A 14,624-nucleotide genomic window follows, 5' to 3' on the forward strand; every position below is an offset into this window, starting at 1 on the left:
GCCAAATTATGAAACCACTATTTACTATTCTTTTTGTAACCATTACCGTTGCGTGCCTCGCGCAAAAACGAGACACTTACTTTTTAAAAAGCGATGGTTCACTTGTTTCTACACTTGATAGTGCTGACTATACCCGTATAATTACGCCGCCCGACAAATCCAGGAAAACCCATTTGGTTGCAGATCTTTATAAAAGCGGTAAACGTAAACTAGAAGGCGCAGCAATAAGCGTTAACCCCTTGATTTTGGACGGCGAGGTAACTACTTATTTTGAAAACGGAAACAAAAAAGCCATAAATAAGTACAATAACGGCTTTCTTATTGGCGAGCAACAGGAGTTTTTTCCGAATGGAAAACTATATATAGTTGAAAATCATCTATCTGTCAAAGAAAAGCCTTTTCCCACAAATATTTATATAATAAGCAATTACGACTCGTTAGGTACAGCTCTGGTTACCAATGGCGAGGGCAATTTTAAACGGTATGATGCCGGTTTTAAACTGATTGCCGAAGAAGGAAGCGTTAAAGGCGGAAAACCGGATGGTGAATGGAAATTGACACAAGATGATCTGAACTTTTTAGAGGTTTACAGTAATGGCAAATTGGTATCAGGCAAGTCAACCAACAAAAATGGCGAAGTTAAAATCTATACAGAAGTAGGAACCTTGCCATCATACCCTGGAGGGACAGGAGAGTTTTTAAAATACCTGTCTAAAAATGTCCGTTATCCTCGTTCTGAAATGGGAAATAAATTTTCAGGAAAAGTTGTAGTTTTTTTTGAGGTAGAAAAGGACGGTTCTATCACCAATATCGCGGTTACTCAATCACTAAAGCCCGCTTTTGATGCAGAAGCTATTGGCGTTGTTAAACAAGTGCCAAACAAATGGATACCCGCAACGCAACGAGGCGTTCCTGTACGTTCGCATTACACAGCAACAATAAGTTTTTCAAGTATGGGCACGTTTAACTTATTTTGAAACAAATGAAATCACTTGTCGCTTTTCTGTTATTGTTTGCCGCTACTAATTGCCTTGCGCAAAAACAAGATGTATATTTTCTAAAAAATGACGGGTCCTATGTAACTCATCGTGATAGTGCCGACTATATAAGGGTCATGAAAGAGCCGGCCGCCGGCACGGCTTATTTTGGGGTGGCTGAATATTATCCTGATGGTAAAGTAAAAACAGTAGGCGAATCGTTACATTCTAATTACCCCCGATTTGAAGGTACCGTTGCCAGTTATTATCAAAATGGTAAACGAAGCGCTGTAAACATTTATAAAAGCGGCGCATTAACGGGTATACAATATGAGTTTTTTCCTAACGGAAAGCCATATATAGTTAAAACACAAACCCTTCCGGCTCCCAATTTACCCATTCCCATCATCACTATAATTAGCAATTACGACTCATTGGGTAAAGCACTGGTTGAGGATGGCACCGGCCATTTTATAAGATATGATAAGGATTTTAAATACGTTGCCGAAGAAGGCGAGCTAAAAAATGGCCTGAAAGAAGGGGAGTGGAAATTTAAAGAAGATAATTTAACTGCTGTAGAGCTTTATAAGGACGGTGAATTTATATCGGGCACATCAAACTTAAATGGCGATATCAAAAAATATACTGTACATACCTCGCTCCCAACTTATAAAGGCAGCAACACTGGTTTCGTAGAATATTTAGCTGAAAACATACGCTATCCGCCATCTGATCGAGAAAAGAATGTACAGGGAAGGGTTGTGGTAACATTTTTCGTTGAAAAAGATGGCTCTCTTTCTAATATTAAGATTATAGAATCAGTAAGTCCTGATATAGATGCAGAAGCCATCAAGGCGATTAAAAATTCTCCTAAATGGATTCCGGGCACACAGTTTGGCAGGCCCGTGCGTGCATCCTATATAGTTCCAATTAATTTTTCATTGGGGAACTCACGTTAACTAACGCTCTCCCGGGTAAGCATTCATCCCTAACACCAAATGCACGCTTACATCGGTAGTTGGTTTATTGCGCAGCTGGTAGGCCATGCGTATCCTGATATCTTTTTCGCGCACGTATTGGTCTAAAAACTGGGTGCTTATGGCATCTAAAATAAGAGTGTTGCCCGTTGTGGCCGATATATCGGTACGTGAGGCTATCAAAACTTCATTTTTACCATCCACTTTTGATGCGTAGACCTTTACCCATGTCAAATTGCCAAGGTTATAATCTGACGGAGTGGTTGATTCCATTTTTGCCGAGATAAGACTCACCTCGCTAACTTTACCTAAAGCAATGCCATTAACCGAAAAATTTCTGTCAAAACTGGCAGCAGTACTTATTACCGATTGCGTAACCCCAACTTCGGAAGAAGCAGGTATAGTTAAGTCTGATGTATAAGGTATAGATGACTTAACCATGGACTTCACCATATTACAACCGGCAATTATCCATAGCAAACCAACGGCACCAAGTAATAATTTAATTTTCATAAGCACCCTAAGTTAGCTATAATTTTAATTATTGGTAAGCTCGATTTTAAATTTTTATAGGTGTAAATGTCTTGTTACAACTTCTGGTTATGATTTATAATAATTTATGTAAAAAATAAATTCCCAATAGCCTTATTTTTCTATCTTTGCATCCCGACGCTGAAGCCGGGATTTTTACCTTTCAGCGCATAGAATATAGTTAATAGTTGGTGGCGGTACCATCAACCATAACCCAAAAAATACTATGCCAAAAGACACTTCCATCAAATCCATTCTTATCATCGGTTCGGGCCCAATTATTATTGGCCAGGCTTGTGAATTTGATTATGCCGGTTCGCAGGCCGCGCTTTCGTTAAAAGACGAAGGTATTTCGGTAACTATTATCAACAGCAACCCCGCCACTATTATGACGGATAACGTTATTGCTGATCATATTTACTTATTGCCGCTTGAGCCCGAAAGCATTGAAAAAGTTTTACAGGAACAACAAATTGATGCCGTATTGCCTACCATGGGCGGCCAAACAGCGCTAAATCTTTGTATTGCCTGCGCCGAACGTGGTATATGGGAAAAATATAATACCCGGATAATAGGCGTTGATTTAGCGGCGATTGAAAAAACCGAGAACCGCGAAGCCTTTCGCCAGTTAATGGTGGATATAGGTGTGGGTGTAGCCACTTCAAAAATTGCCAACTCGTTTTTAGAAGGGAAAGAAGCCGCACAGGAAATTGGTTTCCCGCTGGTAATACGCCCAAGCTATACCCTGGGTGGTAAAGGCGCGGGGTTTGTACATAAAAAAGAAGATTTTGACGCGGCTTTAAGTCGTGGCCTGCAGGCATCTCCAACCCACGAGGTATTGGTAGAGCAGGCAGTTTTAGGCTGGAAAGAATACGAATTGGAGCTATTGCGAGATAATAACGACAACGTAATTATTATCTGCTCTATCGAAAATTTTGACCCGATGGGCATCCATACCGGCGACTCGATAACCGTGGCCCCTGCCATGACCCTTAGCGATCGCTGCTACCAGGAAATGCGTAACCAGGCTATTAAAATGATGCGTGCCATAGGTAATTTTGCGGGTGGCTGTAACGTGCAGTTCTCGGTAAACCCGGCCGATGATACCATTATCGCTATCGAGATCAATCCACGTGTATCGCGTTCATCAGCATTGGCATCAAAAGCCACAGGTTACCCAATTGCAAAAATTGCCGCTAAATTGGCAATAGGCTATAATTTAGATGAGATAGAAAATCAGATCACCAAAACCACATCGGCTTATTTTGAGCCAACGCTGGATTACGTGATCGTAAAAATACCACGCTGGAACTTTGATAAATTTAAAGGCGCCAACCGCGAGTTGGGCCTGCAAATGAAATCAGTAGGCGAGGTGATGGGCATAGGCCGCAGCTTTATTGAGGCGCTGCAAAAAGCTTGTCAAAGCTTAGAGATAGGCCGCGCAGGTTTAGGTGCCGATGGTAAACAAAGCCGTAACCTGGAAGATATTATGCACAGCCTTGAGCATCCCAGCTGGGACAGGGTGTTCCATATTTATGATGCTTTAAGTTTAGGTGTACCTATTGAATCGGTACGTAAGGCTACTAAAATTGACCGCTGGTTCCTGAACCAGATAGCGGATATTGTTAACCTGGAGATCGAGCTGCGTCGATATAACCTGACCAACATTCCTGAAGAGTTCTTTTACACTTTAAAACAAAAAGGATTCTCGGACGCGCAAATAGCTTATGTATTAACCAACGTAACCGAAGAGGATGTTTACCAGCGCCGCAAAGCGTTAGGTATTAACCGAGTCTATAAAATGGTGGATACCTGCGCTGCAGAGTTCCCGGCTAAAACGCCTTATTACTATTCAACTTATGAGGGCGAGAACGAATCCATATCATCTGATAAGAAAAAGGTAATAGTATTAGGCTCTGGCCCTAACCGTATTGGCCAGGGCATTGAGTTTGATTATAGCTGTGTACATGGTTTGTTAGCCGCAAAAGAGTCGGGCTTTGAGGCCATCATGATCAATTGCAATCCTGAAACGGTTTCAACCGACTTTAATATGGCTGATAAGTTATATTTTGAGCCTGTTTTTTGGGAGCATGTACGCGAGATCATCGAACTTGAAAAACCTTATGGGGTAATAGTTCAACTGGGTGGGCAAACCGCGTTGAAAATGGCCGAGAAAATGCATCAGCATGGCATCAAAATAATTGGCACCTCATTTAATGACATGGACGTTGCTGAAGACAGGGGCCGTTTCTCGGACCTGTTAAAAGAGCTTGGCATCCCTTATCCAAAATATGGTGTAGCCGAAAGTGCCGAAGAAGCATTAGAGGTTGCCCACGAAGTAGGTTACCCGGTATTAGTTCGCCCAAGTTATGTATTAGGTGGCCAGGGCATGAGCATTGTAATTAATGATGAGGACCTGGAGAAAGCGGTTGTTGGCTTATTGAAAAACCTGCCGGGTAACAGGGTATTAATTGACCATTTCCTTGATCGTGCAGCAGAAGCCGAGTCTGACTCTATTTGCGATGGCGAAGATGTACATATTGTGGGTTTAATGGAGCATATTGAGCCTGCGGGTATCCACTCGGGAGACTCGTATGCCGTATTGCCGCCGTTTGACCTGTCAGCCAATGTTATAGCCAAAATGGAAGAGTATTCTGTAAAACTGGCAAAAGCGTTAAATGTAAGTGGGCTATTAAATATACAGTTTGCTATTAAAGACGAGAATGTTTATGTAATTGAAGCTAATCCGCGCGCGTCACGTACGGTACCGTTCATTGCTAAGGCTTATGATGTACCTTATATTAATATAGCTGCTAAAATTATGTTGGGTGTAGCTAAGCTAAAAGATTTTAAAATTGAGCGCAAGCTTAAAGGATACGCCATAAAAGAACCTGTTTTCTCTTTCGATAAGTTCCCTGAAGTTGAAAAACAACTGGGCCCCGAAATGAAATCAACCGGCGAGGCCATACGTTTTATACCTAACCTGGAGGATCCGTACTTCAGGCATTTGTATAAAGAAAAATCCATGTATTTAAGCAAGTAAAGCCGAAAGGTTAAAGCTAAAAGGCGAAAGGTGTTTTACTTTTCGCCTTTTTTATTTGTATACCATTAGCCCCCTTACTTCAAAGACTAACGGCTGTTTGGGATTGGCTTTTACCCTTTGCATCTTTTTTTTAATGGCGGTATCGCCCGCATAGTGCTGTCTGTCATTGGCAACAAATTGTTTTGCCGCAACACCTTCAACAATAACGGTTCTGCCTTGCATATCCGCCGGCAGGTTAATTTTATAGTTTTTAAAATGCGCTTCAATTGCTTTCCCGTTGCCTGCATCTATGGTAAACCATCCACCTTTTGACTGAGTTACCTTTAACACTTTTCCTTTAATAGTTGTGCTGATACGCGTGCGCTTACCCATAAAGGCTTTTATTTTGCCGGCGGGCAGCATAGCGGTAGTATCCGGCTTTACACCATATACCATCCCATGCGGCAATGGTGTTTGGGCAAAGACATTTGCCGATAATAGTATGGCCGTTATAGCTGCTAATATTTTCATTTGCCATGATGTTATATATTTACAACAATAAATGCTTAAGTGGGTTTTATATGTTAATATTTGTTAAATCGACCCATTAAGTATACCAATGGGTGATAAATGTGTTTTTGAACTTATATATTTAAAAAATATTGATAATAAAGTAGCTTTATTTAGTTTAAGCTAACCAAGCAAATAACATTATCTTTGCATCCGCATTCGATGTATCGGTGCTGTCATTAATTACACGCATGAAAAAATTTATATCGGGTACTGTTTTTTTAATAGTACTATTCTTAACAATTATTATTGTAGGCAGCGGCTGTAAAAAAGTCAATGAAACACCTGCTCCCATTGTACCGGTTGTAGTAACAGCAAATATTGTTTCCGAAGTGGGCCAAACTACCGCTCAAAGCGGCGGTGTGGTTTATAACAATAATGGTAGTACAATTTTGGCATTGGGGGTATGCTGGAGCTCAACCAATCAAACCCCTACTATTGCCGACTCAAAAACCTCTGATGCCTTAACTTATGATGCATATACCAGTAATTTAACCGGCTTAACAGCCAACACAACCTATTATGTACGTGCTTATGCTACAAGCGGTAATGGGACGGGTTATGGTGGTGCAGTAACGTTTAAAACAAATGCCACTGCCGCAATAATAACCACCAACGTTACTACCATTGCAGGCAGCGCTACCACCGGAAAAATAGATGGTCCCGGAGCCAGCGCACTTTTTGACGGTCCTGATGCATTGGGCTTTAATCCATCAACAGGTAATATATATATAAGCGATACTTATAATAACTCTATACGTACCATGACCACATCGGGTACAGTGGCTACCCTAACCAATGGTACATTGGGCTTTGCAAATGGCCCGCTTGCTTCCGCATTATTTTATGGCCCTAAGGGCTTCGCTTTTGATGCGCAGGGCAATACCTATGTAGCTGATATGGGAAATAGTATTATTCGTAAAATAACACCAGGTGGTGTAGTAAGCACATTTACAGGCATATCCTTTCCTGGATATGTAGATGGCGAGGCTGCCGTTGCCAAATTTAATAACCCGGTATCAGTAGCTATTGACGCTTCCGGAAATGTTTATATAGCCGATCGTAGTAATAACGTGATACGTAAGTCAACCTCTGCAGGAGTGGTTTCTACTTTAGCAGGTTATCCCGGAACATTGGGATCGGGTTGGTTTGATGCATCAGGTGCAAATGCAAAATTTAAAACACCTACAGCGGTTGCTGTAAATGCCGCCGGCACTAAATTATACGTTGCCGATCGTGATAATAACGCTATTCGTGTTGTTAATATTGCAGATGCTACGGTTACTACGCTGGCAGGAAATCCGTTATTTCCTGACCTTATCGGGCAACCAACAGCGTTAACTATTGACGCGCAAGATAATTTGTTTATTACAGATCAACGTGGCCGCATATTTGAACTTACAGTGGCTGGTGTATTATATAAATTAGCGGGTGCTTTAACCTCGGGCAACGTTAATGGCACAGGCACTGCGGCACGTTTTAACAATCCGCAGGGTATTGCAAAAGATGCGCAAGGCAATGTTTATGTGGCCGATTATGGCAACAACACCATCCGCAAAATTGCGATAACCGTACAATAAGCTGAACTTTAAATATACTCTGTGTATCCTTTGCGCCTTCTTTGTGTGCTCTGTGGTTTAATTTAACCACAAAGGTCACAAAGGATACACTAAGAACACTATACCCTCGTTGTAAACTCGTTATCCAAATAGCAACTGGAATACCTCTTCTATTCTTGAAACCACCTTTATTTCGATGCTATAGCGCGAGAGGTCCATGCGCTTTTTATCCTGTGCGGATGATGGAAGGTTGTATTTAGAAATAAATATCTGCTCAAAGCCCAGTTTTTGCGCTTCGGCAATACGCTGCTCAATACGGTTTACGGCACGTATCTCGCCTGATAAACCTATTTCGCCCGCAAAGCAAGTTTTAAAAGGTATCGGTATATCCTCGTGTGATGATATAATGGCAGCCGCCAATCCCAGGTCAATAGCCGGATCTTCTACGCGTATACCACCCGTAATATTTAAAAATACATCCTTGGCGCCCAACTTAAAACCACAGCGCTTTTCCAGCACCGCCAACAGCATGCTCATTCTTTTGGTGTCAAAGCCCGTAGCGGTACGCTGGGGCGTTCCATAAGCCGATGTGCTGACCAATGCCTGGGTCTCAATAAGCATGGGCCTCATGCCCTCTAAAGTGGCCGATATGGTGATGCCGCTTAATGGTTCATCGCGTTGCGACAATAATATTTCCGACGGGTTAGATACTTCGCGCAAACCCTCACCCAGCATTTCATAAATACCCAGCTCGGATGCCGAACCAAACCGGTTCTTGATGGTGCGTAATATGCGGTAAACATGGTGCCTGTCGCCCTCAAACTGCAAAACGGTATCAACCATGTGTTCCAATATTTTAGGGCCCGCAATCATACCATCTTTGGTAATATGGCCGATAAGGAATACCGGGGTGGCGCTTTCTTTAGCAAAGCGCAACAGCTCCGCCGTACACTCCCGCACCTGCGATACACTGCCCGGCGTAGATTCAATATGTGCCGAATGCAGCGTTTGTATCGAATCAACCACCACAATATCCGGCTCCAGCTCTTCTATCTGCTTAAAGATGTTTTGGGTGGAAGTTTCGGTTAGGATGTAGCAGCCTTTGTTTATTTCGGATCTCGAATTTTCAATTTCGAATTTATCCGTCTCCGAAATTTTTGAATTTTTACTTTTGAATTTTGAATTCTCGCCCGTATCCGTGAGCCTCTCCGCCCGCATTTTGATCTGCCTGTCGCTTTCCTCGCCTGATATGTACAACACTTTCAGGTTAGGCATATTTAACGCCAGTTGCAACATCAGGGTTGATTTGCCGATGCCCGGCTCGCCGCCTATTAATACTAATGACCCGGCTACAATACCGCCGCCCAGTACCCGGTTAAATTCCTTATCGGGTGTTAATAGTCTATGCTCCTCGCTAAAAGTAATTTCCGATACCTCTACCGGCTTGTTGGCGCGCTGCATAGTTGTGCCTGCGGATACCTTCCATTGCGGAACAGAGGCATTGGGTTTTTCCAATATCTCCTCAACAAAGGTATTCCATTGCTGGCATGACGGGCACTTGCCCAGCCATTTAGCCGATTCAAAGCCACAGCTTTGGCAAAAATATGCGATCTTAGTTTTGGCCATTTGTTGATGTTAGTCCCGATAGCTATCGGATGCGTATGTGCAAATGTGCGGATTAATTTGTTATTGGCAAATAAAATTACTAATTTATTTAGTATTGTTGTGCTTATTTAATATCTTAGATGTATGAATAATCATAGGTTACATTTAGAATGGATACCTGAGGCATATAGGTCGGATGACACCGCAGTTTATAAAGACCCTTCTAAAAAGAAAATAAATCTGGAATTAACTTCCGAAGAGAAGCTGCTATTAAAACAAAAAGGCATCACTCAAAAAGCGCTGATGGACTACGCCATTGACGAAATAATTCACGCCTTGAATGCTTCATCGCAACGCGCAAAAATGTTGCAGGCATTATTTGAGTTTCAGCAAATACCCTCTATCGGTATCCGCTTTGCACATGACCTGGTATTTTTAGGCTACTACAGCCTGGCAGAACTTAAAGATATACCCGCACCAGAATTATTAGACAGGTACGAAAAGAAACTCGGCAGCAGGGTTGACCCGTGTGTTGAGGATCAGTTTAGACTGGTAGTACATTACGCCAACCATCCTAACAGCAACAAGCATTGGTGGGATTTTACGGAAGAGCGGAAAGCTTATCGAGCTCAATATGGTTATCCGGTTGATAGACCATAATACTTTTGACAATAGGGCTAAAATAAAAAATGTGCAAACGCTAAGCATCTGCACATTTTTTATATCTGCACATCAAACAATCTACAGCTTGATCTCTTCGTCTTTTGAAGAGAAGAAATGAAACTCGGTAATTTGATAGGCCGGGTTACTTTTCACCTTTATCCACTGGTTATATTTAAAATACCATTTCATTTGGCGAGTAATCAATCCCTTGGTAATGTATGCTTTTATGTATGGGTGCACACAAAGGGTTATACCCTTTTCGTTTTGCTCGGTTAGTATGTAGTTGAAATTGTTTTCAATATCATCCAGCAATAAAATAGTTGGGCGTATGGTACCGGTGCCGCCGCAAGCAGGGCAAAGCTCGGTAGTAACAATATTCATTTCGGGGCGTACGCGCTGGCGGGTTATTTGTACCAGTCCAAATTTACTTGGCGGCAAAATAGTATGTTTTGCACGGTCGTGCGCCATTTCGGCTTTCAGGTAATCAAACAAATCTTTTCTATTGGTCGCCTTGTGCATGTCAATAAAATCAACCACCACAATACCACCCATATCGCGCAGGCGAAGTTGGCGGGCAATTTCTTTAGCCGCTTCACGGTTTACCTGGTAGGCATTTTCTTCCTGGTTCTCCTTATTGGCTGTGCGGTTACCGCTGTTAACGTCAATAACGTGCAGGGCCTCGGTATGTTCAATTACCAAATAGGCACCACCGGCTAAGTTAACCGTTTTACCAAACGCGCCTTTAATTTGCTTATCAACCCCATGGTGCTCAAAAATGGGCTCCTTGTGTTTATGCAGCTTAACGATGCTTTCCAAGTCGGGCGATATTTCATGCACATATGAACGTACTTCTTCATACAAAGAATTATCGTTCAAATAAATATGCTGAAAATCGGGGTTTAATATATCGCGCAGAATAGTTGACGTACGGCCAATTTCGCCTAATACCTTTTTACCGGGCTCAACAGCCGGCAGGCGGGTAACGAATGATTCCCATCTTGATATTAAGTCAAGAAGGTCCTTTTGCATTTCTTCAACGCCCTTGCCTTCAGACACGGTACGAATGATAACGCCGAAGTGTTTAGGCTTAATGCTCTCTACAATTTTGCGCAAGCGATTCCGCTCCGTGTTGCTTTTTATCTTTTTCGAGATAGAAACAACTTCAGAAAATGGTACTAATACCACGTACCGGCCTGCTATTGACATGTCCGAACTTAAGCGGGGGCCTTTTGTAGAAATTGGCTCCTTGGCTATTTGTACGGGTATAAGCTGGTTCTTATTTAGTATTTCAGAGATCTTGCCTCCTTTACTAATATCTTCTTCCAGTTTAAAGTTATCTAACAGCTTTGACTGATACCCTCCACTACGCACTTGCTTGGTTAGCTTTAACAGGCTTTGCACCTGCGGACCAAGATCCAGGTAATGCAAAAATGCATCCTTCTCATAACCAACATCAACAAAAGCAGCATTTAAACCCGGCATGATCTTTTTGATGCGTCCCAGGTAAATATCACCAACCGTATAATTGTTGCTGATTTGCTCTTTATGAAGCTCTACAAGTTGTTTGTCCTGTAATAATGCAATAGTAGCCCCGTTCGGGGATGAATCGATAATTAATTCTTTTATCAACTGCTACTCCATTTCTTAAACGGTTGCCCGTTTATTAAACAATAGGGTAAAAAAACAAATTATAGCATTTACTAATGCTATAAGCAAAAGAAAATAAAAGGCTATTGCCTATTATTTCTTTTTATGCCTGTTTTTTCTTAAACGCTTTTTGCGTTTATGGGTAGCCATTTTGTGTCTTTTACGTTTTTTACCGCTTGGCATAATAATAATTTTTAAATGTGTTAATTTTTTAATTCCTTAATATACTGATCAATGCGCTGACCAAAAACAGGGTCAGGCATTAATTCTTTGCATTTTTGGTAGGCCGCTATAGCCTCGTTTTTACGTCCCAATTGCTTATAGCTTTCGGCCAGGTAAAAATAAGTTTCAAAGTCAGGCTTTTGTTTAAGTACTGTATTAAACCTGTCCAACGCCTTCTCAAACTGCCCTGATTTCATTGAAAACATACCCAAATTAAGGTTTGCATCAATATTATCCGGATCCTGCTTAACTACCTCCAGCAACAAGGCTATACCTTGCATTGGGGTTGCTCCACCATTTACATAAGCTGTACCCAAACCGGTTTTAGCCTCAAGGCTGTTAGGTTTAAGTTTTAAAGCATTTTCAAATGCTTCTACCGCGTTTAGTGTAAATACCGGCTGTGCCAATGTATCTTGCGTAAGCTTATAAGCCTCGTTAAAACGGTTACCCGCATTTAACCAGTTTTGCAGTTTATTATCACTTTGGGCAACGGCCTGGTAATAATATGCTGCCGGCGCCGGTTGATTTACGTCGTCCCAACTCACTGCCAGTTGCTTCTGAAGCGATAACTTATCTTTTCCTTCGGCTTTGGTTAACTCTGCTTCCAGGTTATTAATTTTAACCGATAGGCCCGGGCCTATCGCTTCTTTTGCCGCTTCAGACACGGTTGCTACTGTTACATTTGTAGCAGGATGCACACCTTCGTCCTCGCCGGCAACACCGCTATTGGCTGTTTCGGTCTTGGGTTTTACTAAACCTTTAACGGGTAATGAATACAAATAGCCCATAACGGCAACTACCGCTACAATAACAACTATTTGTTTTCTGTTCATTACTTATTTGCTTGCTTTAGTTTTGTTACCTGTTCTAACCTTTTCAACAAAAGTTTTAGCCGGTTTAAAGCTTGGTACAAAATGCTCTGGTATTATTATAGCCGTATTTTTTGAAATATTACGTGCTGTTTTTTTAGCTCTCTTTTTTACCACGAAACTTCCGAAACCTCTTACGTATACGTTTTCACCCTCAACCATTGAGTTTCTAACTACTTTAAAAAACGCCTCAACAGTTTCCTGTACACTAACTTTCTCGATACCTGTTTTAGTTGAAATTTCGTTAATAATTTCTGCCTTAGTCATGTTCTATTTTCTTTTATTTATATATAATTACTTAACTGTTTTGGGGTTGCAAAAGTATTGCTTTATTCGCAAAGAGTGAAATAATTAGTGTGTTTTTTTTGTTTGTTTACAAATGCCTAATAAAACAAGGCGGTTTTTGGTTATATATCTCTTATTTTGTGGACGATGAACTTTGCCGATGAACTTGTAAAATGGTACCAAAACAACAAGCGTGATCTACCGTGGCGCAACACCAAAAACGCCTATTTAATTTGGCTGTCTGAAATTATTTTACAGCAAACCAGGGTTGAGCAGGGCTTACCTTATTTCATCCGGTTTATGGAAAAATACCCAGACGTATCCAGCCTTGCCGCCGCGCATGAAGATGATATACTAAAGCTATGGCAGGGCCTGGGTTATTATTCGCGGGGGCGCAATATGTTAAAAACCGCCCAATACATACAAGAGCATCACAATGGTAAATTCCCGCAACGGTATGATGAACTGATCAAGCTAAAGGGCATTGGTGAATATACCGCTGCCGCTATCTCGTCATTTTCGGCAAATGAAGCAAAGGCCGTGGTCGATGGTAATGTATACCGGGTTTTAGCGCGTTATTTTGGTATTGACGATGCTATAAACAGCACTATAGGCAAAAAAAAATTCCAGGCCATCGCGGATGAGTTATTAAATAAACAATACCCGGCATTACATAACCAGGCCATGATGGAGTTTGGCGCGATGCTATGTAAACCTAAAAATCCCGCATGCGGAATTTGCCCTGTGCGTACCGGGTGCTTTGCCTTTATTAATAACGCCACAACCACACTTCCTGTTAAATTAAAAACGGTTAAAATAAAAGAACGCTTTTTAAACTATTTTTTAATTACCGATGGCGACACCATATTGATGAACAAAAGAGGCGACAGCGATATCTGGGCCAATATGTATGATCTGCCATTAATTGAAACATCTTCTGCCGTAGGCATTGATGAGCTAATGTCCTTACCCGAAACCATGGAATATTTTGGCGCAAATCCTACTATTATTAATACCGTCTCTCCTAAAAAGCATATACTTACCCATCAGCACCTGCATGTACGGTTCATAAAATTAGCACAACCAGCAGTTAAGTTAAAGCCGCAGTGGATTTTCATAGAAGTAATTAATTTAAAAAAATTAGCATTACCTAAAGTAATTTTTATATTTTTAGATAAATTTTTAAATTAGAAATAAAATCTACCCGTTTATCTAAATATGTCTGGAATTAATAAGGTAATACTGGTAGGGCACCTGGGAAAAGACCCCGAAGTGCGCTACCTTGAAGGTGGTGTGTCTGTAGCAAGCTTTCCGCTGGCAACCACAGAAACATTTAACAAAGATGGTCGTAAGGTTGAACAAACAGAATGGCATAACATAGTACTTTGGCGCAGCCTGGCCGATGTAGCCGCCAAATATTTAAAAAAAGGGAAATTAGTTTACATCGAAGGCAAACTACGCACCCGTTCATTCGAAGACAAAGAAGGCATAAAAAAATACACTACTGAAATTGTTGCCGAAAACTTTACCATGCTGGGCAGAAAAACCGATTTTGAGACTGAAACGCCCAAAGAAACGGATGTTTCTGAAAGCACGGATCCGCTTTCATATTAACCTGGTTTTAAACGATGCTAAAGCCTGTCGGATAATTGACAGGCTTTTTTATTAAACAAAGCGCCAAAATTTTGTTTATTTAT

13 protein-coding genes are annotated in these 14,624 nt (G+C 41.4%); 7 read left to right on the forward strand and 6 right to left on the reverse strand.

The window, feature by feature from the left end; genetic code table 11:
* Positions 1-8: 8 nt before the first annotated feature.
* Together ACYVJ6_RS15265 and ACYVJ6_RS15270 are read left to right on the forward strand one after the other, a co-directional pair.
* Positions 9-977 (forward strand): TonB family protein, encoded by a 969-nt coding sequence (locus ACYVJ6_RS15265; RefSeq protein WP_460694957.1) that lies wholly within the window; start codon positions 9-11, stop codon positions 975-977.
* Positions 978-982: 5 nt separating this feature from the next.
* Positions 983-1,936 (forward strand): TonB family protein, encoded by a 954-nt coding sequence (locus ACYVJ6_RS15270; protein ID WP_460694958.1) that lies wholly within the window; start codon positions 983-985, stop codon positions 1,934-1,936.
* On the opposite strand, the gene ACYVJ6_RS15275 is transcribed toward ACYVJ6_RS15270, so the two are convergent.
* A complete protein-coding gene (locus ACYVJ6_RS15275) occupies positions 1,937-2,467 on the reverse strand; it encodes a hypothetical protein (protein WP_460694959.1) in 531 nt (176 codons plus the stop codon).
* Positions 2,468-2,711: 244 nt separating this feature from the next.
* On the opposite strand from ACYVJ6_RS15275, the gene carB reads away from it, so the two are divergent.
* Complete coding sequence (gene carB / locus ACYVJ6_RS15280; RefSeq protein WP_460694960.1) at positions 2,712-5,528, forward strand: carbamoyl-phosphate synthase large subunit; 2,817 nt, start codon at positions 2,712-2,714, stop codon at positions 5,526-5,528.
* Positions 5,529-5,579: 51 nt separating this feature from the next.
* Here the strand turns inward: carB and ACYVJ6_RS15285 are convergent, their stop codons facing one another.
* Positions 5,580-6,038 carry a DUF4920 domain-containing protein gene (locus ACYVJ6_RS15285; RefSeq protein ID WP_460694961.1) on the reverse strand — a complete coding sequence of 153 codons (459 nt, stop codon included), beginning with the start codon at positions 6,036-6,038 and terminating at the stop codon, positions 5,580-5,582.
* A 230-nt stretch (positions 6,039-6,268) separates the two neighbouring features.
* Between ACYVJ6_RS15285 and ACYVJ6_RS15290 the strand changes: the two genes are divergently transcribed.
* Positions 6,269-7,657, forward strand: a complete 1,389-nt coding sequence (locus ACYVJ6_RS15290) for an NHL domain-containing protein (RefSeq protein ID WP_460694962.1) — start codon at positions 6,269-6,271, stop codon at positions 7,655-7,657.
* A gap of 120 nt (positions 7,658-7,777) precedes the next feature.
* Here the strand turns inward: ACYVJ6_RS15290 and radA are convergent, their stop codons facing one another.
* On the reverse strand, positions 7,778-9,262 hold the full coding sequence (radA, locus tag ACYVJ6_RS15295) for a DNA repair protein RadA (RefSeq protein ID WP_460694963.1): 1,485 nt from the start codon (positions 9,260-9,262) through the stop codon (positions 7,778-7,780).
* A gap of 123 nt (positions 9,263-9,385) precedes the next feature.
* On the opposite strand from radA, the gene ACYVJ6_RS15300 reads away from it, so the two are divergent.
* Positions 9,386-9,901: a helix-hairpin-helix domain-containing protein gene (locus tag ACYVJ6_RS15300; protein WP_460694964.1), complete on the forward strand. Its 516-nt coding sequence runs from the start codon at positions 9,386-9,388 to the stop codon at positions 9,899-9,901.
* An 81-nt stretch (positions 9,902-9,982) separates the two neighbouring features.
* On the opposite strand, the gene ACYVJ6_RS15305 is transcribed toward ACYVJ6_RS15300, so the two are convergent.
* The 3 genes from ACYVJ6_RS15305 to ACYVJ6_RS15315 form a co-directional block, all read right to left on the reverse strand.
* Positions 9,983-11,533: an Rne/Rng family ribonuclease gene (locus tag ACYVJ6_RS15305; protein ID WP_460694965.1), complete on the reverse strand. Its 1,551-nt coding sequence runs from the start codon at positions 11,531-11,533 to the stop codon at positions 9,983-9,985.
* A 221-nt stretch (positions 11,534-11,754) separates the two neighbouring features.
* Positions 11,755-12,606 (reverse strand): tetratricopeptide repeat protein, encoded by an 852-nt coding sequence (locus ACYVJ6_RS15310; protein WP_460694966.1) that lies wholly within the window; start codon positions 12,604-12,606, stop codon positions 11,755-11,757.
* Between the two features lie 3 nt (positions 12,607-12,609).
* On the reverse strand, positions 12,610-12,909 hold the full coding sequence (locus ACYVJ6_RS15315) for an HU family DNA-binding protein (protein ID WP_460694967.1): 300 nt from the start codon (positions 12,907-12,909) through the stop codon (positions 12,610-12,612).
* 165 nt (positions 12,910-13,074) lie between these two features.
* Between ACYVJ6_RS15315 and mutY the strand changes: the two genes are divergently transcribed.
* Both mutY and ACYVJ6_RS15325 read left to right on the forward strand, forming a co-directional pair.
* Entirely contained in the window at positions 13,075-14,118 is a 1,044-nt protein-coding gene (gene mutY, locus ACYVJ6_RS15320) for an A/G-specific adenine glycosylase (protein ID WP_460694968.1), read from the forward strand.
* A 27-nt stretch (positions 14,119-14,145) separates the two neighbouring features.
* On the forward strand, positions 14,146-14,541 hold the full coding sequence (locus tag ACYVJ6_RS15325; RefSeq protein WP_460694969.1) for a single-stranded DNA-binding protein: 396 nt from the start codon (positions 14,146-14,148) through the stop codon (positions 14,539-14,541).
* The last annotated feature ends 83 nt before the right edge of the window (positions 14,542-14,624 follow it).

The sequence above is a fragment of the Mucilaginibacter puniceus genome (assembly GCF_054783175.1).

Excerpts from the sequence above, each read along its gene's own strand:
- ACYVJ6_RS15265 (WP_460694957.1), top strand. The coding sequence starts at position 9 with ATGAAACCACTATTTACTATTCTTTTTGTAACCATTACCGTTGCGTGC.
- ACYVJ6_RS15270 (WP_460694958.1), top strand. The coding sequence starts at position 983 with ATGAAATCACTTGTCGCTTTTCTGTTATTGTTTGCCGCTACTAATTGC.
- ACYVJ6_RS15275 (WP_460694959.1), bottom strand. The coding sequence starts at position 2,467 with ATGAAAATTAAATTATTACTTGGTGCCGTTGGTTTGCTATGGATAATT.
- carB (WP_460694960.1), top strand. The coding sequence starts at position 2,712 with ATGCCAAAAGACACTTCCATCAAATCCATTCTTATCATCGGTTCGGGC.
- ACYVJ6_RS15285 (WP_460694961.1), bottom strand. The coding sequence starts at position 6,038 with ATGAAAATATTAGCAGCTATAACGGCCATACTATTATCGGCAAATGTC.
- ACYVJ6_RS15290 (WP_460694962.1), top strand. The coding sequence starts at position 6,269 with ATGAAAAAATTTATATCGGGTACTGTTTTTTTAATAGTACTATTCTTA.
- radA (WP_460694963.1), bottom strand. The coding sequence starts at position 9,262 with ATGGCCAAAACTAAGATCGCATATTTTTGCCAAAGCTGTGGCTTTGAA.
- ACYVJ6_RS15300 (WP_460694964.1), top strand. The coding sequence starts at position 9,386 with ATGAATAATCATAGGTTACATTTAGAATGGATACCTGAGGCATATAGG.
- ACYVJ6_RS15310 (WP_460694966.1), bottom strand. The coding sequence starts at position 12,606 with ATGAACAGAAAACAAATAGTTGTTATTGTAGCGGTAGTTGCCGTTATG.
- ACYVJ6_RS15315 (WP_460694967.1), bottom strand. The coding sequence starts at position 12,909 with ATGACTAAGGCAGAAATTATTAACGAAATTTCAACTAAAACAGGTATC.
- mutY (WP_460694968.1), top strand. The coding sequence starts at position 13,075 with ATGAACTTTGCCGATGAACTTGTAAAATGGTACCAAAACAACAAGCGT.
- ACYVJ6_RS15325 (WP_460694969.1), top strand. The coding sequence starts at position 14,146 with ATGTCTGGAATTAATAAGGTAATACTGGTAGGGCACCTGGGAAAAGAC.